The sequence below is a fragment of the Hyalangium versicolor genome (assembly GCF_020103695.1).
Lineage (GTDB): Bacteria > Myxococcota > Myxococcia > Myxococcales > Myxococcaceae > Hyalangium > Hyalangium versicolor.
Genome location: NZ_JAHXBF010000017.1, coordinates 251,793 through 271,725, shown reverse-complemented (window position 1 = coordinate 271,725; position 19,933 = coordinate 251,793). Strand labels below are relative to the sequence as shown.

At 68.0% G+C, this 19,933-nt stretch carries 18 protein-coding genes; 3 read left to right on the top strand and 15 right to left on the bottom strand.

Annotation, left to right across the window (positions count from 1 at the left end):
- Window positions 1-2 precede the first annotated feature (2 nt).
- Window positions 3-2,309, top strand: a complete 2,307-nt coding sequence (locus tag KY501_RS32690; protein WP_224367596.1) for a xanthine dehydrogenase family protein molybdopterin-binding subunit — start codon at window positions 3-5, stop codon at window positions 2,307-2,309.
- 44 nt (window positions 2,310-2,353) lie between these two features.
- On the opposite strand, the gene KY501_RS32685 is transcribed toward KY501_RS32690, so the two are convergent.
- From KY501_RS32685 to KY501_RS32615, 15 genes are all read right to left on the bottom strand, one after another.
- Window positions 2,354-2,596 carry a hypothetical protein gene (locus KY501_RS32685; RefSeq protein WP_224367595.1) on the bottom strand — a complete coding sequence of 81 codons (243 nt, stop codon included), beginning with the start codon at window positions 2,594-2,596 and terminating at the stop codon, window positions 2,354-2,356.
- 1 nt (window position 2,597) lies between these two features.
- Window positions 2,598-3,914 (bottom strand): hypothetical protein, encoded by a 1,317-nt coding sequence (locus KY501_RS32680; protein ID WP_224367594.1) that lies wholly within the window; start codon window positions 3,912-3,914, stop codon window positions 2,598-2,600.
- Window positions 3,915-4,022: 108 nt separating this feature from the next.
- A complete protein-coding gene (locus KY501_RS32675) occupies window positions 4,023-5,108 on the bottom strand; it encodes a sulfate/molybdate ABC transporter ATP-binding protein (RefSeq protein ID WP_224367593.1) in 1,086 nt (361 codons plus the stop codon).
- A complete protein-coding gene (cysW, locus tag KY501_RS32670; RefSeq protein WP_224367592.1) occupies window positions 5,105-5,953 on the bottom strand; it encodes a sulfate ABC transporter permease subunit CysW in 849 nt (282 codons plus the stop codon). Before cysW ends, KY501_RS32675 begins: the two co-directional genes overlap by 4 nt.
- A gap of 6 nt (window positions 5,954-5,959) precedes the next feature.
- The gene (cysT, locus tag KY501_RS32665) at window positions 5,960-6,799 is read right to left on the bottom strand and encodes a sulfate ABC transporter permease subunit CysT (protein WP_224367591.1); all 840 of its coding nucleotides are present in this window, start codon (window positions 6,797-6,799) and stop codon (window positions 5,960-5,962) included.
- Window positions 6,800-6,813: 14 nt separating this feature from the next.
- A complete protein-coding gene (locus KY501_RS32660) occupies window positions 6,814-7,884 on the bottom strand; it encodes a sulfate ABC transporter substrate-binding protein (RefSeq protein WP_373691665.1) in 1,071 nt (356 codons plus the stop codon).
- Between the two features lie 3 nt (window positions 7,885-7,887).
- Window positions 7,888-9,582: an assimilatory sulfite reductase (NADPH) hemoprotein subunit gene (gene cysI, locus KY501_RS32655; RefSeq protein WP_224367590.1), complete on the bottom strand. Its 1,695-nt coding sequence runs from the start codon at window positions 9,580-9,582 to the stop codon at window positions 7,888-7,890.
- A gap of 12 nt (window positions 9,583-9,594) precedes the next feature.
- Window positions 9,595-11,442, bottom strand: a complete 1,848-nt coding sequence (locus KY501_RS32650) for an assimilatory sulfite reductase (NADPH) flavoprotein subunit (RefSeq protein WP_224367589.1) — start codon at window positions 11,440-11,442, stop codon at window positions 9,595-9,597.
- The gene (locus KY501_RS32645) at window positions 11,439-13,181 is read right to left on the bottom strand and encodes a GTP-binding protein (RefSeq protein WP_224367588.1); all 1,743 of its coding nucleotides are present in this window, start codon (window positions 13,179-13,181) and stop codon (window positions 11,439-11,441) included. The genes KY501_RS32650 and KY501_RS32645 overlap by 4 nt, the downstream gene beginning before the upstream one ends.
- Window positions 13,181-14,098, bottom strand: coding sequence for a sulfate adenylyltransferase subunit CysD (cysD, locus tag KY501_RS32640; protein ID WP_224367587.1), 918 nt, complete (start codon window positions 14,096-14,098; stop codon window positions 13,181-13,183). The genes KY501_RS32645 and cysD overlap by 1 nt, the downstream gene beginning before the upstream one ends.
- Window positions 14,091-14,888: a uroporphyrinogen-III C-methyltransferase gene (gene cobA / locus KY501_RS32635; protein ID WP_224367586.1), complete on the bottom strand. Its 798-nt coding sequence runs from the start codon at window positions 14,886-14,888 to the stop codon at window positions 14,091-14,093. The genes cysD and cobA overlap by 8 nt, the downstream gene beginning before the upstream one ends.
- Complete coding sequence (locus KY501_RS32630; protein WP_224367585.1) at window positions 14,885-15,538, bottom strand: precorrin-2 dehydrogenase/sirohydrochlorin ferrochelatase family protein; 654 nt, start codon at window positions 15,536-15,538, stop codon at window positions 14,885-14,887. The genes cobA and KY501_RS32630 overlap by 4 nt, the downstream gene beginning before the upstream one ends.
- Window positions 15,539-15,556: 18 nt before the next feature.
- Window positions 15,557-16,297 carry a phosphoadenylyl-sulfate reductase gene (locus tag KY501_RS32625; RefSeq protein WP_224367584.1) on the bottom strand — a complete coding sequence of 247 codons (741 nt, stop codon included), beginning with the start codon at window positions 16,295-16,297 and terminating at the stop codon, window positions 15,557-15,559.
- A gap of 253 nt (window positions 16,298-16,550) precedes the next feature.
- Window positions 16,551-17,048, bottom strand: a complete 498-nt coding sequence (locus tag KY501_RS32620) for an SRPBCC family protein (protein ID WP_224367583.1) — start codon at window positions 17,046-17,048, stop codon at window positions 16,551-16,553.
- 27 nt (window positions 17,049-17,075) lie between these two features.
- Entirely contained in the window at window positions 17,076-17,390 is a 315-nt protein-coding gene (locus KY501_RS32615; RefSeq protein WP_224367582.1) for an ArsR/SmtB family transcription factor, read from the bottom strand.
- Window positions 17,391-17,525: 135 nt separating this feature from the next.
- Here KY501_RS32615 and KY501_RS32610 point away from each other — a divergent pair, with 135 nt between their 5' ends.
- Window positions 17,526-18,800: a sensor histidine kinase gene (locus KY501_RS32610; RefSeq protein WP_224367581.1), complete on the top strand. Its 1,275-nt coding sequence runs from the start codon at window positions 17,526-17,528 to the stop codon at window positions 18,798-18,800.
- A 53-nt stretch (window positions 18,801-18,853) separates the two neighbouring features.
- Complete coding sequence (locus KY501_RS53740; protein WP_304608669.1) at window positions 18,854-19,912, top strand: PrsW family glutamic-type intramembrane protease; 1,059 nt, start codon at window positions 18,854-18,856, stop codon at window positions 19,910-19,912.
- Window positions 19,913-19,933 lie beyond the last annotated feature (21 nt).

Sequence of the window (19,933 nt, the reverse complement as noted above, 5' to 3'; positions counted from 1 at the left end):
CGATGAGCCACCTGCCCAAGTTGATCACCCGGCGCTCCGTCCTCGCGGGGTTGAACCTCGCGGCTGGGGGCCTGGCCCTCGGCTTCTTCCCCAGCGACAGCGATGCTCAGAAGGCGACGAACGAGCCGTCTGGCTCCGCGTCGCCCAAGCCGAAGACGAGCTCTCCCGCGGCGGAGAAGGCTGTTCCCGGCCTGAACCCGAACGTGTTCGTCCACGTGGCCCCGGATGGCGTGGTGACGATCGTCTGCCACCGCTCCGAGATGGGGCAGGGCATCCGCAGCTCGCTCCCCGTGCTCATTGCCGACGAGCTCGGTGCGGACATGGCGCGGGTGAAGATCGTTCAGGCCGATGGAGACAAGGCCTACGGCGACCAGAACACCGACGGCTCGAACAGCGTCCGCGGCATCTACGAGGACATGCGCCGCGCGGGCGCCACGGTCCGCGTGATGCTGGTGGCCGCCGCCGCGAAGCGGTGGAAGGTGTCTCCGGATACCTGCGAGGCTCGCGACCACGTCGTGGCCCACAAGGGCAGCCAGCGCACGCTCGGGTTCGGTGAGCTGGCGCTCGAGGCCAGCAAGCTGGCGGTTCCCAAGCCCGCGGACGTCAAGCTGCGACCCCGGGCGGAGCTGCGTCACGTGGGACAGGCGCTGCCGCTGCTCGATGGGCCTGCGTATGTCACGGGCAAGGCGATCTTCGGGGCGGATGTGCGGCTGCCGGGCATGCTCACGGCGGTCATCGCGCGTCCCCCGGTGGTGGGCAGTGCCGTGACGAAGTACGACGCCAACCGCGCCCTGGCCATTCCGGGCGTGAAGCGCGTGATTGAGCTCCCGGCGCCGAAGCCGCCCTACGTCTTCCAGCCCTGGGGCGGCGTCGCCGTCCTCGCGGAGAACACCTGGGCCGCGATGAAGGGGCGGGCCGCGCTGGAGGTCAGCTGGTCAGAGAGCGCGAACGCCTCCTATGACTCGGAGCAGTACCATCAGACGCTGAGCGCCGCGCTGCAGACACCGGGGACTCCAGCCCGCACCGTGGGAGATGTCGATGGCGCTCTGGCCAAGGCCGCGCGCACGGTCGAGGCCGACTACCACATTCCCCACCTGGCGCATGCGCCCATGGAGCCGCCGGTGGCGGTGGCTCGTTTCGAGAATGGCGCTTGCGAGGTGTGGGCTCCCACGCAGAATCCGCAGGCGGCTCGCACCGAGGCGGCGCGGGTGCTCGGGCTGTCCGAGGACAAGGTTGCCGTCCACGTGACGTTCCTGGGCGGTGGCTTCGGGCGCAAGTCCAAGGCCGACTTCGTCTCCGAGGCGGCGTGGCTCTCGAGGGAAGCGGGCGTGCCGGTGCGCGTGCAGTGGACGCGCGAGGACGATGTCCAGCACGACTACTACCACTCTGTGAGCGCGCAGCGGCTCACCGCGGGCCTGGATGCGCAGGGCAAGGTGATTGCCTGGAGGCACCGCACGGCGTTCCCGTCGATCGGGACGCTCTTCGGTGCGCCTGGGCGGCCCTCGGCCAATGATCTGCAGCAGGGCGTGCTGGATCTGGCGCTCTCGGTGCCCAATGTCCGCGCGGAGGCGTGCGATGCGGCGGCCTTCACGCGCATCGGCTGGCTGCGGTCCGTGTACAACATCTTCCACGCGTTCTCGGTGAACTCCTTCATCGACGAGATCGCCCACGCTCGGGGGGAGGACCCGCGCGACGTGCGGCTGGAGCTGCTGGGGCCGCCGCGTGTGGCGACGCTGAAGGAGCTCGGCATCGAGAAGCTGCCGAACTACGGCCAGCCGGTCGAGAAGCATCCGGTGGACGTGGCGCGCCTGCGGCGCGTCGTGGAGCGCGTCACGGAGCTGTCGCGCTGGAGCGATCGGAAGAAGGACGGCCGGGCGCTGGGGCTGGCGGCGCACCGGAGCTTCCTCACGTACGTGGCGGTGGTGGCGTCGGTGGTGCGCAACCCGAATGGGAAGATCGCGGTCGACGAGGCCTGGGTGGTGGTGGATGCGGGCACGGTCATCAACTCGGATCGCGTGCGCTCGCAGATGGAGGGCTCGATCATCTTCGGGATGAGCCTTGCCTTCCACGGTGGCATCACGATGAAGGGCGGCGTGACGCAGCAGACGAACTTCCGCGACTTCAAGCTGGTGCGCATCGGCCAGGCGCCTCGGAAGATCCACGTCGACATCATCCCGAACGACGGGTTGCCGGGAGGCATCGGCGAGCCCGGTGTGCCGCCCGTGGCACCGGCCATCGCGAACGCGATCTTCACGCTCACGGGGCAGCGCATCCGCCAGCTGCCGTTCGACAAGACGATCCAGGTCTGAGCGGCCGCTCAGGAGGATGAGGAGCGAATGAACGACCGTGCGCGTCAGTCGTCGGCGCTCGGCTTTATCTCGAGCTGCAAGTTGCCACGGCCCGCCCGGACCTCCTCAACGGCATGGAGCCAGTCTGTCCATGCTGCTGGGTCTGCCGGTTGCCCATCTGGCAGGAGGGATAGGGTTCCGAGCAATCCGCCCAACTCATCCGCTCCCGTGAGTTCGTAGGCCTTCTCCAAGTAACGGTACATGGCGGCATAGGCCTCTCGGAGGGTGATCTGATCAGTCGGCTTCACGTCAGCCTCTTATAGGTTTGAGAGCTGATAGGCCAGTCTCCGGATGGAACATTCGCGGAGTTGGATTGACACCGCCATTGATGATCTCACCGTTTCGGATCTGCACCCAGGTCTGAGTACCATCCGGATTCGTGCGGGCCGACCACCTGTTTCCGAATTTGTCGGTTCCAAGGCGTGCTCCAGGATCGTTGGCTACATCCTTCAAGAGCTGTCGATTGGCGGGAGTGTCCTTCAGATGTCCTGGTGCGTCGCGAAAGATGTGACCCGCGCGCTTGTCTGGCAGGGTTACGTTCTTGGCGGTATCGGTGGCCGATGCCGGATTGTCCTGCCCCGGAGGCTTGGTGGACTCCATGAGGACATAGACGGCACCAACACCTGTTCCCAGGGCTGTCCCCGTAGCGCTTATGGGGATTGCCACTCTCTCCAACGCCAGTGTCCCCTCAGCGGTGAGGGACAGCATGGGTAGCGTCGTCCCCGTCATGCCAAGGCGCGTCGCCGTACCGGATGCGCTCCCATAGAGCAGAAGGAGGTGCATGGAGATCCGAGCGGCCTCTCGAATCTGCTCTTGCAGCGGGAGCGCTGAGTAGTGCGCGAAGTAAGCCGGTGAGGACACGATGAGGGCTGCTACAGCGGACGGCAGTTGCTTCACTCCCTGGATGCTGCGAACGGGAGAGGTGATGAGCTGAGCCAGGGAGCGCCCTACTTCCACCAGGGCCTCCTCGCTTCCATCGAGCGCAGCGCTGAGCCAGTCGCGCTCCAGGCCCAACTCACCCACCATGGCGCCGGGCTGGAGCAGGACTTTGTCCACGGCGTAGAAGACTCCACCCCTGTCCCTGTAGAAGGCTCCTACTTCGAAGGCACCCGCCATGAGCCGGCCCTCGCGAAGCTGCACGTGGCCCATTCGCTGAAAAGGCGTTCCAGCGAGTGCGCTGACCAAGTAGCCGTCCGGCCGCATCACTGCCAGAGACCGGAAGGGGCGGAACTGTTGCAGGAGTTCGGGATAAGAGGTGACGTTGTCCCGGGCGAGTACCTGGCGCAGTACGGAGACGAGGCAGCGACGGGGACCAAAGTTCTGGAGCGTCGTGGGCGTGCGAGCCAGTGCCTTCCAGAGCGCTTGAGCACTATCGGCTTTCAGTTCCTCTCCCTCTTGGTGCTTGGAGTCCTCATTCAGACCCGCCGCTTGTTGGAGGAGTTGAAAGTCATCGCGCTTCTCCCAGAAGCCCGAGCCACCGCTGCCCTCCGCGAGTTCAGGAGAAGGTGCCTCGCGCTGTATGGAGGAAGGGCGCAGCCCCTGAGGGCTCGTCGCACAGCCGGCCATCCACGCCAGCGTCAAGAACGCGAGCAATGGAGGAGGGAAGCGTTTTGTTGAGTAAGACTGAGTCACCTCTGCACCGCTGGCGGAAGGTTCCGAGCGGGGAGTCTACTCCTAGATGGAGAAGTCACCCACGAAGAGGCGGGCTGTGCGCACGTCGGCGTGGACGGAATCTCCCTCCACCACGCCGAGCTGATCGAACTCGCCGCGAGGCACCTCCACCGTGATCGTGTCACCGGCCGGCAGCTTGAGCAGCACCTTCACGTAGCCGCCCACCGGCTTGAGCCGCTCCACCCGGCCCGCGGAGACGCCGTTCACTCCATTCGTGCCGTTGACCCCGTTGGCATGGGGCGTCTTCACGAGCTTGATGTCGTGCGGCCGGACGAACGCGTGGACGGTCTGGCCCTCCTGGGCGCTCTCGGGTGCGGCCACGACGAGGGAACCCAGCTCCGCCCGGCCCTCGCGAACGTGGCCCTTCAGGACACTCGTTCCTCCGACGAACGAGGCCACGAACGGCGTCGCGGGCCGGTCATAGATCTCCGCCGGAGTCCCCGCCTGCGCCACCCGACCTCCCTCCATCACCACCACGTGCTGGGAGATCTCCAGCGCCTCCTCCTGATCGTGCGTCACCAGCAACGTCGTCACGCCCGTCTGCACATGCAGCTCGTGCAGCCACTCCCGCAGCTCCACGCGAACCCGCGTGTCGAGCGCCCCAAAGGGTTCGTCTAGCAGCAACAGCTTGGGACGGATGGCCAGCGCCCGCGCGAACGCCACGCGCTGCCGCTGCCCACCCGAGAGCTGCCCCGGGTAGCGCTGCCCCAGCGCTTCGAGCTGCACCAGCTTGAGCATCTCGTCCACGCGCGCTTCGATCTCCGCGCGGTCCTGTCGGCGCACGCTCAGCCCGAAGGCGATGTTCTCGCGCACCGTCATGTTCTTGAAGAGCGCGTAGCTCTGGAACACCACCCCGATCCCGCGCTTCTGCACCGGCAGGCCCGTGCAGTCCACGCCGTCGATCTGGATGCTCCCCGCATCCGGCAGCTCCAGCCCGGCGATGAGCCGCAAGAGCGTGGACTTGCCCGCTCCCGATGGCCCCAGCAGCGTGGTGATGGCCCCCGCCGGCGCTCGAAAGGACACGTCCGACACGGCCGGAGTGCCTGTGGCGGTGAAGCGCTTGGTCAGCTTCTCGACGACGACGCTCATGAGGCTTCCGCCTTCCATTCCACGTACTTCTTCAAGGCCAACGTGACGAGCGCGAGCACCGTCAACAGCGAGGCCGCGGCAAATGCGCCGACGAAGTCGTACTCGTTGTAGAGAATCTCCGCGTGCAGCGGCAGCGTGGTGGTCACCCCGCGGATGTGCCCCGAAACCACCGACACGGCGCCGAACTCGCCCATCGCGCGCGCGTTGCAGAGGATGACGCCATAGATAACGCCCCACTTCACCTTCGGCAGCGTCACGCGCAGGAAGGTGGTCCAGCCGCTCGCGCCCAGCGTGAGAGCCGCCTCCTCCTCGTCGCTGCCCTGGGCCTGCATCACCGGCAGGACCTCGCGCGCCACGAAGGGGAACGTGATGAAGAGCGTCGCCAGCACGATGCCCGGCACCGCGAAGATGATGTGCAGATCATGCTCGGCCAGCCACGGTCCGAACCACCCCTGCCGCCCGAACAGCAGCACGAAGATCAACCCCGCGATCACCGGAGACACGCTGAAGGGCAGATCGATGAGCGTGACGAGCAGATCCCGCCCAGGAAACCGGAACCGGGCGATGAGCCACGCGGCCGCCAATCCGAACACGAGGTTCAGCGGCACGGCAACCACGGCAGCCGTCAGCGTGAGCTGGATGGCGGACAACGCTTCGGGCGTGGCCAGGGCTGACAGGTACTCCCCCACGCCCTTCTGCAAGGCGAAGGTGAACACGGCCACCAGCGGGACGACGAGGAAGAGTCCCAGGAACAGCAGGGCGCCACCGATCAACAGCCAGCGCACGAGCGAGGACTGGGACGCTGTGTGGGCCCTGCGCTGGATGAGGAGCGAGGAGGCGTGCATGGAAGGCTATCCCGGCCGGATTTCGAACCGGCGCTGCGTCCAGCGCTGGAGCAGGTTGATGGCCAGCAGCATCACGAACGAGACTGTGAGCATGACCACGGCGATGGCCGTGGCGCCCGCGTAGTCGTACTGCTCCAGCCGGGTGACGATGAGCAGCGGGGCGATCTCCGTGCGCATGGGCATGTTGCCGGAGATGAAGACCACCGAGCCGTACTCGCCAATGGCCCGTGCCAGCGCCAGGGTGAAGCCGCTCAGCAGCGCCGGAAGGATGGTGGGGAAGATGATCCGCGTGAACGTCTGCCACGGCGTGGCCCCGAGCGACGCGGCGGCCTCCTCCACATCCGCGTCGATGTCCTCGAGCACCGGCTGCACCGTGCGCACCACGAACGGCAATCCGATGAAGGTGAGCGCCACCACCACGCCCAGTGAGGTGAACGCCACCTGGATGCCCGCGGCCTCCAGGTGACGCCCATACCAGCCATTGCGCGAGTACAAACTGGTGAGCGTCAACCCCGCCACGGCGGTGGGCAGGGCGAACGGCAGATCCACCAGCGCATCCACCAGGCTCTTGCCCGGGAAGCGGTAGCGCACCAGCACCCACGCCACGAGCAGGCCGAACCCGGCATTGAGCAACGCCGCCACCGCCGAGGCCCCGAAGGTGAGCCGGTAGGCGGCGAGCGCCCGCGGCGAGGCCACGGCCTCCCAGAAGTGTTCCCACGACAGGGTGAACGTCTTGAGGAACAGCCCGGACAGCGGCAGGAGCACGAGCAGGCCCAGGTAGAGCCAGCTCAGCCCCAGCGACAGTCCGAACCCAGGGAGGACGCGACGGCGAGCACTCGAGGCCATGGCGACGCTTCCGCTCACTGCGCCTTCGGGGCGTAGATCAGATCGAACACGCCGCCGTCGTCGAAGTGCGCCTTCTGCGCCTTCTTCCACCCGCCGAACACCTCATCCACGGTGAAGAGCTTCACGGAGGGGAAGTGGCTGGCGTGCTTCGCGGCGATGGCCTCGGAGCGCGGGCGGTAGTGGTGCTTGGCGGCCAGCTCCTGGCCCTCGTCCGAATAGAGGTACTGGAGGTACGCCTCCGCCGCCGCCCGGGTGCCACGCCGATCCGCGTTCTTGTCCACCACGGTGACAGGCGGCTCGGCGAGGATCGTGTCGGACGGGACGACGATCTCGAACTTGTCCTTGCCCACCTCGTCCGTGAGCAGGAGCGCCTCGTTCTCCCAAGCGATGAGCACGTCCCCGAGTCCGCGCTCGGCGAACGTCGTGGTGGAGCCGCGCGCCCCCGAGTCCAGCACGGGCACGTTGCGGTAGAGGCTGGCGACGAACTCGCGGGCCTTGGCCTCATCACCGCCCGGCTGGCGCAGCGCGTGGCCCCACGCGGCCAGATAGTTCCACCGTGCGCCGCCTGAAGTCTTCGGGTTGGGGGTGATGACCGCGAGGCCTGGCTTCACCAGATCCTCCCAGTCGCGGATACCCTTGGGGTTGCCCTTGCGCACCACGAAGACGATGGCGGAGGTGTACGGCGAGCTGTTGTTCGGCAGTCGCGACTGCCAGTTCTCCGGGATCAGGCTCGCCTTGTCGTGGAGCATGTCCACGTCGTACGCCAGCGCCAGCGTGACGACGTCCGCCTCCAGCCCGTCGATGACAGCCCGCGCCTGCTTTCCGGAGCCGCCGTGGGACTGCTTGATGGAGATCTTCGTCCCGTGGCTGGCCTCCCAGTTCTTCGCGAAGGCGGTGTTGAACTCCTCGTAGAACTCACGGGTCGGATCGTAGGAGACGTTGAGAAGGGTGACGGGCTCCGCCGAGGAGGCGGTGCCCGGTTTCGTGCAAGCGCTCAACGCGAGCAGCAAGCCCGGCAGGACGAGCAGGAGGGAGGAGCTCAGCAGCCAGGAGAGGGAACGGCGCTCGAGAGGAAGGGAAGTCATGGGTCAGCTCGGAAGAGAAGGAATGGAAGGAGGAGGAGGGATGTGCCCGGCGCGGACGGTGAAATCACCGAAGCCCTCGCCAGGGCGGCGCTCGCGCGCGTAGGCGGCGAACAGAGGCTCGAGAGCCCCGAGGACGCCCGCTTCGTCGATGTTCTCGCGATACAGGCGGTTGAGGCGCTGGCCACGCACATCACCGCCCAGGAACAGGTTGTAGCGGCCCGGAGCCTTGCCCACGAGGGCGATCTCGGCCAGGTAGGGGCGCGCACAACCGTTGGGACATCCCGTTATCCTCAAGAGGATCTTCTCTTTCTCCAGTCCATGGGCCGCCAGGCGCTCCTCCAACTGGGAGACGATGGACGGCAGGTAGCGTTCGGCCTCGGCCATGGCCAGGCCGCACGTGGGCAGCGCCACGCACGCGAGCGCGTTGAGGCGCAAGGGGCTCGAGCGGCGGAAGCCATCCAGGCCATGCGCCTCCACGAGCGCGTCGATCTCCGGGCGGGCCTCGGCGGGCACACCGGCGATGACGAGGTTCTGGTTCGGCGTCAGCCGGAAGTCGCCCTTGTGCACCCGGGCGATCTCCCGCAGCCCCGTGAGCAGCTTCGCGCCAGCGGTGTCCGCCACGCGTCCGCTCTCGAGCCGCAGCGTCAGGTGCCAGCGGCCGTCATGGCCCTGCTTCCACCCGAAGAGATCGCCGTTGTGCTCGAACGTGTACGGCCGCGCGGGCTGCAGTGAGAAGCCGAGCCGTTTCTCCAACTCGGAGACGAACCACGCGATGCCGCGATCCTCGATGGTGTACTTCAACCGCGCGTGCTTGCGGTTGGTGCGGTCCCCGAAATCCCGCTGGACCTTCACCACGTTCTCCGCCACCACGAGCATCTGCTCGGGCGGCACGAAGCCGATGACATCCGCCAGGCGCGGGAAGGTGGCGGCCTCTCCGTGGGTGGCGCCCATTCCGCCGCCCACCGTGACGTTGAATCCCAAGAGCTGGGCTCCCTCGTAGATGGCGATGAAGCCCAGGTCCTGGGAGAACACGTCCACGTCGTTGAACGGCGGCACGGCGATGGCGGCCTTGAACTTCCGGGGCAGATACGTAGCGCCGAGGATGGGCTCCTCCTCGCCGCCCGCGACCTTCTCCTTGTCCAGCCAGATCTCGTAGTAGGCCTGCGTCTTCGGCAGCAGGTGCTCGGACAGGCGCACCGCCCAGCGGTACACCTCCTCGTGCACGCGAGACTCCACCGGGTTCGGGTTGCACATCACGTTGCGGTTGACGTCTCCGCAGGCCGCCAGCGTGTCCATCAACGCCGCGTTCATGCCCGCGATGGTGCGCTTGAGGTCCGTCTTGATGACGCCGTGGAGCTGGAAGGCCTGCCGCGTGGTGAGGCGCAGCGTGCCGTTGGCGTACTGCTTCGTGAGCGCGTCCAGCGCGAGCCACTGAGCCGGCGTACACACTCCGCCCGGCAGGCGCGTGCGGATCATGAAGTCGTACGCGGGCTCCAGCTTCTGTTGCCGGCGCTCCTCACGCAGATCCCGGTCATCCTGCTGGTAGCTGCCGTGGAACTTGATGAGCTGGGTGTCGGGCGCGGCGAGCCCTCCCGTCACGGGATCGGCCAGGCTCTCGGCGAGCGTCCCGCGGAGCAGGTTGCTCTTGGCCTTGATGTGCTCGGTCTCGGTGAGGGCAGGGGACTTGGTCGTGCTCATGTCGGTACTCGCTCAGTAGACGTCGCGCTGGTAGCGCTGCTCTTCGCGCAGGGTGTCGAGCCAGGCGGCCGCGTCCTCGCGGCTCCGGCTCCCGTGGGTGGAGATGATGTCGATCAGCGCCTCATGGACATCCGGCGCCATCCGCTGGGCCTCGCCGCACACGTAGAGGTGGGCGCCGCCCTGCAGCCACTCGTAGACGTCCTTGCCCGCCTCGCGCAGGCGTTGCTGGACGTAGATCTTCTCCGCCTGGTCGCGGGAGAAGGCCAGGGAGATGCGGTGCAGCTCGCCCTTCTTCAGGGCCTCCTGCCACTCCGTCTGGTAGAGGAACTGCGAGCGGAAGTGCTGCTCCCCGAAGAAGAGCCAGTTCCGGCCGCGTCCGCCCACCTCGGCGCGCTCCTGCACGAAGGCGCGGAAGGGCGCCACGCCTGTCCCCGGCCCGATCATGATGATGTCCCGGCTCGCATCCGTGGGCAGACGGAACCGATCGTTGGACTCGATGAAGACGGGAACGCGGTTCTCCGCGTCGGTGCGCGTGGCCAGATACGTCGACGCCGCTCCGTAGTGGCGCGTCCCGAAGGCGACGTAGTCCACCACCGCCACGGTGAGGTGGGTCTCCGCGCCGACCCGCTTCTGGCTGGACGCGATCGAGTACATCCGGGGCGTCAGCTTGCGCAGCGTGCGGACCAGTTCCTCCGCGGTCCACGGCGCGGTCCAGGACCGCAGCAGATCGATGACCTGATGGCTCTTGAGGAGCGCGCGGAATGCCTCGGCGCCCTCGGGAGTGAGCATGCGCTGCAGCTCCGCGCTGGAGGCGAGCGCGGCATGACGCTCCAGGAACGGGCGGCTCAGCTTGGTGAGCTCCAGCTCCTCCCCCAGCCACTGTTGCAGCGGCAGGCTGCGCCCATCCCGGGAGACCGCCGTGTCACCCTTGAGCGAGAGCACGGACAGGAACTCGGCGACCAGCTCGGGCGGATTCCGGGGCCACACGCCCAGCGAGTCCCCGGGCTCGTAGCTCAGCCCGGAGTCCCCGAGCGACACCTCCACGTGGCGCACGTCCTTGAGGGCGCCTCGGCCGGTGATGCGCTGGTTGGCGAGGATCTCCGCTGCGTACGGAGCCTCGCGCCCGAACCGGGGCGCCGGAGCCGCGGTGCGCAGCGGGGTGACGACGGCGGCGGCGCGGACCTCGAGCGTCTCGCTCGCGCGGCCCACGGCCTGATCGAGCCAGCCCTTCGCCACGGGCTCGAAGTCCACATCGCAATCGGCCCGGTCCAGCAGCCGGGTGGCGCCCAGCTCCGCGAGCCGGGCATCGAGCTTGCGGCTGATCTCGCAGTACTTGGGGTAGCTGGTGTCCCCGAGCCCCAGCACCGAGAAGCGGAGCTGTTCGAGCCGGGGGGCCCGCTTGCCCAGGATGAACTCGACGAAGCCGCGAGCATCGTCCGGCGGATCCCCATCGCCCTGGGTGCTGATGACCACGTAGAGCAGGCGCTCCTTCTGGAGCTCGCGCTGCGGATACTCCCCCGCACGGAAGTAGCGCACAGAGAGGCCAGAGGCCTCGGCCTGGTGTTTGAGGCGCTCGGCCAGCAGCCGGCTGTTCCCGGTCTGCGTGCCATAGACGATGGTCAGCCACTGCTCGGGAACGGCCTGGGGCGCGGGCGCCGCCGCGATCTCCTGGGGACCCCGATGGGTTGCGAGCCCCGCGAGATACCCGCTCAGCCAGTGGAGCGTCTCGGGCGCGAGCCCCTCCACCACGCGCTGCAGCAGAGCGCTTCGCTCCTCACCGAGCAGTGCGGTCACGAAGGGAGTGGCTGCGGCCGGAGTGTTTCCGGGCCGGGCACCGCCCTTGGCGGGAAGCGAGCTCATGAGCCCTTCTCCTGCGCCTGCTTGACCTGGCTCATCCAGCGGTCAACCTCGGCCGAAGGCTCCAGCTCCACGCCGCCCAGCCCGGCATCCCGGAGCTGGTCTCGCAGCGCGCGCCGAGCCTGGGGCGCCACCGTGTGCAACACCGCGATGAGCCCGGCCTCCGCCAGCGCCAGCGCCACCTCCGTATCGCCTCGGACGACCGAGACGTGCCGCCCCTGCTCGAACAGCCGGCGCTCCAGTTGGAACGCTCGCGCCTCGGCATCCGGAGCCTCAGGCAGAAGGACGACCCCGCCGCTCTGGCCCAGCCGCTCGCGCCGCTCCTCGGCGGTGACGAGCGAGCCCTTCGTGGCGCTGCTCTCATCGCCCGCGGGCCCGAGGATCATCCCCGCAGCCACCGTGTCATGGGTGAGTGCGTCGATGATGATGAACGCCCCGGTGTTCCGGTTGTCCCGATACGGATCGCACAGCAGCGGGCGCTTGCACACCAGCCGCACCTTGCCGATGTCATTGAGGGACAGCGTCTCGGCGGGGACCTCGGTGAGCTGCTCCAGGTCCTTGCGCCACAGGATCTGCTCCAGCGTCGCAGGGACGGTGCGCGAGGTGTGCTTCACCAGGTAGCGCCGGGAACCATCCAGGGGCTGCTCCCCGAACCACACCAGCATCGCGTCCAGCCGCTGGAGCGCCACGGGAGGCTGCGCCAGGTGTGCGATCACATCGCCCCGGCTGATGTCGACCTCGTCGGCCAGCCGCAGCGTGACGGAGTAGGGCGCGCTGCCTTCCGGGAGGGAGCCCTCGAAGGTGTCGATGGCCGCCACGCGGGTCCGCCGCTGGGAGGGCAGAACCACCACCTCGTCTCCCACGCGCACGGTGCCCGAGGCGATCTGCCCGGCGAACCCGCGGTAGTCCAGGTGCGGCCGGAGCACGTACTGCACGGGGAAGCGGAACGGGGCCTCGTCCTGCCGGCGCTGGTGGGGCAGGGACTCCAGCCAGCCCAGCAGCGTGCCGCCCTCGTGCCAGGGGGTGCGCGCGCTCGCGCGGGTGATGTTGTCTCCCTTGCTCGCGCTGACCGGGAACAGGCGCACCTGCGTGAACCCGAGCGTCCGAGCGAACTCCGCCAGCTCCGTGCCGATGCGCTCGAAGATGACCCGGTCGAAGTCCACCAGGTCCATCTTGTTCACCGCGACGGCCAGGTACGGGATGCCCAGCAGCGAGGCGATGTACGCATGCCGTCGCGTCTGCGCCAGCACACCCAGGCGCGCATCCACGAGGATGACGGCCGCGTCCGCCGTGGAGGCGCCGGTGGCCATGTTGCGCGTGTACTGGATGTGTCCCGGCGTGTCCGCGACGATCACCTTGCGGCGCGGCGTGGAGAAGTACCGGTACGCCACGTCGATGGTGATGCCCTGCTCGCGCTCGGCGCGCAGGCCGTCGGTGAAGAGCGAGAAGTCGATCTCCTCCTCGCGAGGCAGCGCCGCGCTGGCCGCGGACTGAAGCCCTCGGGCCAACAACTCCGTGGTGGGCGAGCTGCCCTCATTGGCCGCCGCGCGCTTCGCGGTGGCCTTGCGAACGGCGGAGATCTGATCCTCGAACAACCCGTCGCACTCATAGAGGAGGCGGCCGATCAGCGTGGACTTCCCGTCGTCCACGGAGCCCACCACCACCAGGCGCAGCAGCTCCTTGCTGGCGTGCTCGGCCAGGAACTCCTGGATGTTGCTCGTGGGTTGAAGTGCGGTCTCCATTAGAAGTAACCCTCGCGCTTCTTGAGCTCCATCGAGCCCTCTTCGTCGTAGTCGATGAGCCGGCCCTGGCGTTCGGACTGGCGTGCGTGGACCATCTCGTCGATGACGGCCTCCACCGTGGTGGCCGAGGACTCGATGGCGCCGCTCAGCGGGTAGCAGCCCAGCGTGCGGAACCGCACCCGCTTCATCACCGGATGCTCGCCCGGCTTCAGCCGCATCCGCTCATCGTCCACCATGATGAGGTTGCCGCTGCGCTCCACCACCGGGCGCTCGGCGGCGAAGTACAGGGGCACCACGGGGATGCGCTCCTTGAGGATGTAGTGCCACACGTCCAGCTCGGTCCAGTTGGAGAGCGGGAAGACGCGCATGCTCTCGCCCGCGTCGATGCGGCCGTTGTAGAGGTTCCACAATTCGGGCCGCTGGCGGCGCGGCTCCCACTGTCCGTGCTTGTCGCGGAACGAGAACACGCGCTCCTTGGCGCGGGACTTTTCCTCGTCTCGCCGCGCCCCGCCGAACGCCGCGTCGAAGCCGTGCATCGCCAGCGCCTCGAGCAGCGCCTGCGTCTTCGTCGCGTGCGTGTACTTCTGGCTGGTGTGGTCGAACGGGTTCATGCCCTCGGCCAGCGCCTTGCGGTTCTGGTGCACCAGCAGCCGGAAGCCGTGCTGAGCGGTGAAGCGATCCCGGAAGGCGTACATGTCCCGGAACTTCCACGTCGTGTCCACGTGGAGCAGCGGGAAGGGCAGGGGCGCCGGATGGAAGGCCTTGCGCGCCAGGTGCAGCAGCACCTGCGAGTCCTTGCCGATGCTGTAGAGCATCACCGGGTTGGCGAACTCCGCCACCGTCTCGCGGAGGATGTGGATGCTCTCCGCCTCCAGCACCGAGAGGTGGGACAGCCTGGGCAGCGTGTTCTCACTCATGGCCGGCCTCCGCGACGCGCGGCAGGGTGAACTGCGCCGCTCCCGCCTGGGCGGCCAGGGAGCTCAGTCGCGAGCGCATCGAGACCACCGGGCCCACGATGAGGAGCGTGGGAGAGCCGAGCTCGGCCTCTCGCACACGCGAGGCGATGTCCCCGAGCGTTCCTTCCACCACGCGCTGGTGTTCCCAAGTGCCCGCCTCCACCGCGGCGGTGAGCGTGGCCGCCGGCTTCCCCGCGGCGATGATCGCGCGCGTCGCCTCATCCAACTTCCGGCCCGCCATGAAGAGGACCAGTGTCTCGGAGCGGGCCAGGTGCTCCCAGTCCGGAATGTCGTCGGCGAGGTGCGCGGTGGCGAACGTCACCGAGCCCGAGAGGCCCCGGTGGGTGACGGGGATGGCCGCCGCGGCAGGCACGGCCGCGATGCTGGAGACCCCCGGCACCACCTCATACGGAACTCCAGCCTCCTCGAGCGCGAGAGCCTCTTCACCCCCGCGCCCGAAGACGAACGGATCACCGCCCTTGAGCCGCACCACCGCGCGTCCCAGCCGGGCCTGGCTGATGAGCAGCGTGTGGATGTCCTCCTGCCGGACCGAATCTCCGCCGCCCTCCTTGCCCACATAGATGAGGCGAGCATGCGGACGCGCGTGCTCCAGCACTCCGGGGTGGATGAGGCGGTCGTGCACCACGGTGTCCGCGCTGGCGAGCAACTTCGCGGCTCGGAGCGTCAGCAGGCTCGGATCTCCGGGACCCGCTCCCACCAGATACACACATCCCTTCGTACGGCTGCTCATGTTTTCTGCTCTCCCAAGGCTTCAATCTCCGCGCGGAGCCGGGTCCAGGCTTCCCGGCGCTGGCCGCGGGCCAGCAGTCCGCCAAAGTCGTCCTCCACCAGCCGCTTCAGCAGCCGACCGCGAGCGGGCCCCCGAGGCAGTCGCTCTCGAAGCCACCCGCTGAGCCGGGCGAGCTGCACGTGGTGGAGGGAAATCTGATCGGTCAGCCGCTGCCGGAGGCTCCGAGCCAACGCGGGGGCATGGCCATTGGTGGACACGGCCACGGTGATGGGGCCGCGGCGGCCCACCGAGGGCAGCGTGAAGTCGCACAGGTCCGGCTCATCCGCCGCGTTCAGCCAGATGCCGAGCTCCCGGGCCTCCTGCGCCACGGCCTCGCTCACCCGCCGATCATCCGTGGCGACGAACACGAGCGCCTGCCCGGAGAGATCTCCCAGGGCATAGGGGCGCTCCAGCAACTCCAGCCGGCCCTCCGAGGCGAGGCGGCGCACCGTCTCGGTGGCCTGGGGCGCGATGACGCGCAGCCGAGCCCCGGCCTCGATCAGTTGCTGGGCGCGCGCCTCCGCGATGTTCCCGGCGCCGATGAGCAGCACCCGCTTGTCGCGCAGGCGGAGGCACACGGGGAAGTCGACGGAGGTGTCAGGCGAGGACATGCGGAGATCTCCAGCGGCTCAGGCGCGCACGTGCAGCCCGCACTCGCGGTTCTCCGCGGACTCCCACCACCACCGGCCGGCGCGCTCGTCCTCGTACGGCTTCACCGCGCGGGTGCAGGGCGCGCAGCCGATGGACGGGTAGCCGCGATCATGGAGCGCGTTGTACGGCACGCCGTTGTCCCGGATGTACGACCACACCTGCTTCGCGCTCCACCCGGCGAGCGGGTTCAGCTTGACCAGGCCGCCGTGGTCCACGTCGAGCTCCACCACCTCCACGCCCGTCCGAGTGACGGACTGCTCGCGGCGCAGCCCTGTCACCCACGCCTGCCGGCCCGAGAGCGCGCGTTTCAGCGGTTCCACCTTGCGCAGGCCGCAACATTCCTTGCGCGCCTCGATACTCCTCTTGAAGGAGAAGTAGCCCTGGGCGGACTCCAGCGCCTCCACCCGCGATCGATCCGGGAAGAAGGTCTCTACCTCCACCCCATAGCGCTTGCGGATCGTCTCCATGAGCTCGTACGTCTCGGGAGGCAGCCGGCCGGTGTCGAGCGTGAACAGGCGCAGACTCGGGGCGTACTGACGCGCCAGATCGATGAGGACCACGTCCTCGGCTCCGAAGCTCGAGGCAATGACCGCGCTCGAACCGAACCGCCGCTCGGCCCAGGCGAGGATGCGATCCGCTGGAGCGGAGCTCAGCTCCAGCGCCGTGGCGGCGAGCTCTTCCTGGGAGAGCGAGGTGGGAGAGGGGTGCGCGAGCGTCATCGGAGACTCCAACCAAGGAAACGAAACGGCCCGCCACCCCACGGGGGAGGGCGGGCCATGCAGGTGACACAGGGTGAAAAACGGAGACGTGGGCTCAGCGAACTCCCGGCGCGCTCACCACCTCTTGTCACCTGCAGTGCTGGCTACCGGTTTGTCATTATGGTCAACAAATATCCGCTATAACGGACGGAGTCAACCCGTCCGCTATAGCGGATAGATGCAGCCTCGTTCCTTCTTCAGGGGCCAGACAGGCTCAGACGTAGGCGGATTTCACCTCGGCGTACCGCTCGGTCCACACGGGCAGCCCCGCGCCACCAAGGTGGGCCTCGAGGCGATCGAGGTACGCGTGCTGGCCGGGGATGTAGCCCTCGGCATGGCTGGCCTTGAGGCCCAGGTGCGTGAAGCGGAGGATCGTCGCTTCGCCATCCTCGGTGAGCTCGTAGCGGACGACGGTGTCGCCCACGACGGTCTGCTTCCACTCGTGCTCGAACACGTGCGGCGGATCCCACACGCGGATGCGCCCCGTCATCTTCCGCATCTCGGGCGGAGCCGGAGGGCCATCCGCCGTCATCTCGATCATCCCTCCCACGCGCGGCTCGAGCGCGGTCTTCCCGAACCAGAGTTGGCGCTGTGAGGGATCCGTGATGGCGGCCCACACGGCGGCGATGGGGTAGGGCAGGCGGCGCTCGAAGGTGATGGTGGCGTGTTCTCCAATGCGGTGGATGGTGCCGTGACGGGAGGTGGGGGGCATGGTGGCTGCGATCTCCGGACTGCGGGTTCACTTGGGGCGGTGGGTGTGGGCCAGGTGCTGCTCGAGGGAATCCAGGTGGTCGTCCCAGAAGCGGCGGTAGCGGTTCAGCCACTCCTCGAACTGGGCGAAGCCCTCGCGTCTCAGGGTGTAGATGCGCCGCTGGGCCTCGGGCCGGACCTCCACCAGCCCTGCCTCCCGCAGCACGCGCAGGTGCCGGGAGACCGCGGGCTGGGTGAGCGCGGGAAGGGCCGCGACCAGCTCTCCCGCCGAGCGCCCACCCTCCGCGAGCAGGTCCAACAACGTGCGCCGGCTCGGCTCCGCCACCGCTTCGAAGATGTCCATGAGGGCAGTATATTGAATCTGCGTTATATAAGCGTCAAGTGATATTCGAAGTGTGCCGCAGCGGGCTATGATCGAGCGAGGCAGAAGCATCCCCACCAGCGTCCGGCCCTCAGTTGTGCTCCTGCCATCCACTCGATGAGCCCTTCCTCTGAAGTCGACGCGAGCACCGAGCACCTGCGTCGTGAGCTCAACGACATCCGGAAGGTGGGCGGCTTCATCATCCTCGCGGTGCTCTTCTGGGAGTTCCGGGGGCAGTGGCAGATGGTGCGGCTGCTGGTCGCGACGGCTGTGGTGCTGGGCTTCATCCACGGCGTGTTCATCGAATGGGTGTGGCGCAGGAGGGGTGCGGTCTGGGCCGAGTGGATGCGGATGACCGCCAACGCGGTGACGTTCGCGGTTCTCGGCTGGGGCACGAAATGGCCGGTGGCGCTCTGGCTCTACCTTCCGTTCAACATGCTCTGGTTCGATGGTGTCGGGGGTTGGGAGCGGCTTCGCGCCATCGCCTATCTGGTGTTCGTGGATGTGGTGGCGCTGCTGGGGGGCTGTGATCCGTTCCTGCCGTTGTCCTTCACGGCGCTGGCGGCCATCGCGTTCCTGGTGGCGGACAAGCGGACGAACCTGCACCGGACAATGATGCGGCAGGTGCTGCAACAGCGAGAGCAGCTCCAGAAGGCCCACGAGCGGGCCCTGGAGCAGGAGAAGCTCTCCAGCCTGGGAATGATGGCGGCGGGCGTGGCGCACGAGATCAACAACCCGATGAGCTTCGTCACCAGCAACGTCAGCTCGCTCTATAAGGAGTTGCAGCGCCACCAGCAGGGCCTGCCGGAGCCCTTGCAGGAGTACGTGACGGAGGTGCTGCCCGAGACGCTGGATGGCATCCGCCGGGTGAACGGCATTGTGTCGGATCTGCGGCGCTTCTCGCGGGGGGATGCGGAGATCCCCACCGAGTACGACCTGAACGACGAGGCGCGGGCTGCGCTGCGGATTGCCCACGGGCAGTTGGGCCACTGCAAGGTGGAGACGGATCTGGGCGAGTTGGGCCGGGTGGTGGGGCGTTCGCGGCAGATCGCCCAGGTGCTGGTAAACCTGCTGGTCAACGCCGGTCAGGCCACGGCGCCGGGAGGGAAGGTCCATCTCTCCACGCGTCAGGAGGGCGAGTGGGTGCGGATGGAAGTGCGGGACACGGGATCGGGCATGTCGCCGGAGGTCCAGTCGCGGCTCTTCCAGCCATTCTTCACCACCAAGCCGATGGGGATGGGGACGGGGCTGGGGCTGGCGGTGGTGCACGGCATCGTCACCGCGCACGGGGGCCAGGTCATGGTGAGCAGCCAGCCCGGAGAGGGCACCTGCTTCACGGTTCTGCTGCCGCGCGAGCCTCCCACCGAGAAGGCGGTCTCGAGCGGGCACTGAGTCCGCCCGAGGGGCACTCGTTCGGGGGGAGCGGGCTCTGGTAGCGTGCTCGCATGTCCGTACTCGTGCTGGGGGGTTCCGCGGTCGTCCCGTCGCTGCTGCTGCTCTGGTACGTGTACGCGAGGGACAAGAACCCCGAGCCCCGAGGCATGCTGCTGAAGACGTTCCTGCTCGGCGCGTTCATCTGCGTCCCGGTGGTGCCCGTGGCGATGCTGCTCCAGGAGATGGGGCAGGGGATGATGGGGGACATGTGGGGCAGTGCGTTCGCCAAGGGCGTGCTCGGCGCAGCCCTTCCCGAGGAGTTCTTCAAGTTCCTCGTGCTGCGTGCGTATGTGTGGCGCAAGCATCACTTCGACGAGCCGCTGGACGGCGTCGTCTACGGTGCCACGGCCTCGCTGGGCTTCGCCACGCTGGAGAACATCCTCTATGTGGGGCAGCACGGCCTGGAGGTCGCCGTGCTGCGAGCCATCACTGCTGTCCCGAGCCATGCCTTCATTGGCGTGGTGATGGGAGCCTTCGTGGGGCGCGCCCGGTTCGCGGAGCCGCTGGCGCGTGCGGGCCTGCTCTGGACGGGGTTGGGCGCGGCCATCCTGCTGCATGGCGCATATGACGTGTTCCTGTTCGCGGGCTCTGGTTATGCACTGCTGGCGGTCGTCGTGCTCGTCATTCAGGTCCGTTGGGGGCGCAGGCTCTACAAGGAACTGCAGGCCGAGCAGGTGGTGATGAGCCCGGCCATGGCGGGACCGGTGTTGGCTGGCTCGGTGGTGATGGCGGAGGGGGTGGGGCCGTCGCAAGTGTTGCTCGAGGGCAACCCGGAGCCCATGGCGGCCCTGCGGGTGGGTGAGCCGCCCGTGTCCTCTGCGCGGCGGAGCCAGCCCGAGCGCACCGTGTGGTCGTGGATCAAGCTGTTGATGGGAGGCGTGAGCCTGTCGTTCTGCGGCCTGTGGTGGCTGGGCGTGGCCGCGGTGATCTTCTTCCCGGATTCGTCCGGGGATGCGCTCTCCACGGCGGGGCAGGTAGGGCTGATCTTCTTCTCCACCCTTTCCACACTCCTCTGCGGGGCGATCTTCCGATCCGGACTGCGAGGGCCCTTCGCTCCGGTGTCCGGTTAGGGGTTTTCCCGAGGCTTGCAC

Bases quoted from the DNA above. Each gene is read 5' to 3' on its own strand.
- KY501_RS32690 (WP_224367596.1), top strand. From the start codon at position 3: ATGAGCCACCTGCCCAAGTTGATCACCCGGCGCTCCGTCCTCGCGGGG.
- KY501_RS32680 (WP_224367594.1), bottom strand. From the start codon at position 3,914: ATGGCCGGCTGTGCGACGAGCCCTCAGGGGCTGCGCCCTTCCTCCATA.
- KY501_RS32675 (WP_224367593.1), bottom strand. From the start codon at position 5,108: ATGAGCGTCGTCGTCGAGAAGCTGACCAAGCGCTTCACCGCCACAGGC.
- cysW (WP_224367592.1), bottom strand. From the start codon at position 5,953: ATGCACGCCTCCTCGCTCCTCATCCAGCGCAGGGCCCACACAGCGTCC.
- cysT (WP_224367591.1), bottom strand. From the start codon at position 6,799: ATGGCCTCGAGTGCTCGCCGTCGCGTCCTCCCTGGGTTCGGACTGTCG.
- KY501_RS32660 (WP_373691665.1), bottom strand. From the start codon at position 7,884: ATGACTTCCCTTCCTCTCGAGCGCCGTTCCCTCTCCTGGCTGCTGAGC.
- cysI (WP_224367590.1), bottom strand. From the start codon at position 9,582: ATGAGCACGACCAAGTCCCCTGCCCTCACCGAGACCGAGCACATCAAG.
- KY501_RS32650 (WP_224367589.1), bottom strand. From the start codon at position 11,442: ATGAGCTCGCTTCCCGCCAAGGGCGGTGCCCGGCCCGGAAACACTCCG.
- KY501_RS32645 (WP_224367588.1), bottom strand. From the start codon at position 13,181: ATGGAGACCGCACTTCAACCCACGAGCAACATCCAGGAGTTCCTGGCC.
- cysD (WP_224367587.1), bottom strand. From the start codon at position 14,098: ATGAGTGAGAACACGCTGCCCAGGCTGTCCCACCTCTCGGTGCTGGAG.
- cobA (WP_224367586.1), bottom strand. From the start codon at position 14,888: ATGAGCAGCCGTACGAAGGGATGTGTGTATCTGGTGGGAGCGGGTCCC.
- KY501_RS32630 (WP_224367585.1), bottom strand. From the start codon at position 15,538: ATGTCCTCGCCTGACACCTCCGTCGACTTCCCCGTGTGCCTCCGCCTG.
- KY501_RS32625 (WP_224367584.1), bottom strand. From the start codon at position 16,297: ATGACGCTCGCGCACCCCTCTCCCACCTCGCTCTCCCAGGAAGAGCTC.
- KY501_RS32620 (WP_224367583.1), bottom strand. From the start codon at position 17,048: ATGCCCCCCACCTCCCGTCACGGCACCATCCACCGCATTGGAGAACAC.
- KY501_RS32615 (WP_224367582.1), bottom strand. From the start codon at position 17,390: ATGGACATCTTCGAAGCGGTGGCGGAGCCGAGCCGGCGCACGTTGTTG.
- KY501_RS32610 (WP_224367581.1), top strand. From the start codon at position 17,526: ATGAGCCCTTCCTCTGAAGTCGACGCGAGCACCGAGCACCTGCGTCGT.
- KY501_RS53740 (WP_304608669.1), top strand. From the start codon at position 18,854: ATGTCCGTACTCGTGCTGGGGGGTTCCGCGGTCGTCCCGTCGCTGCTG.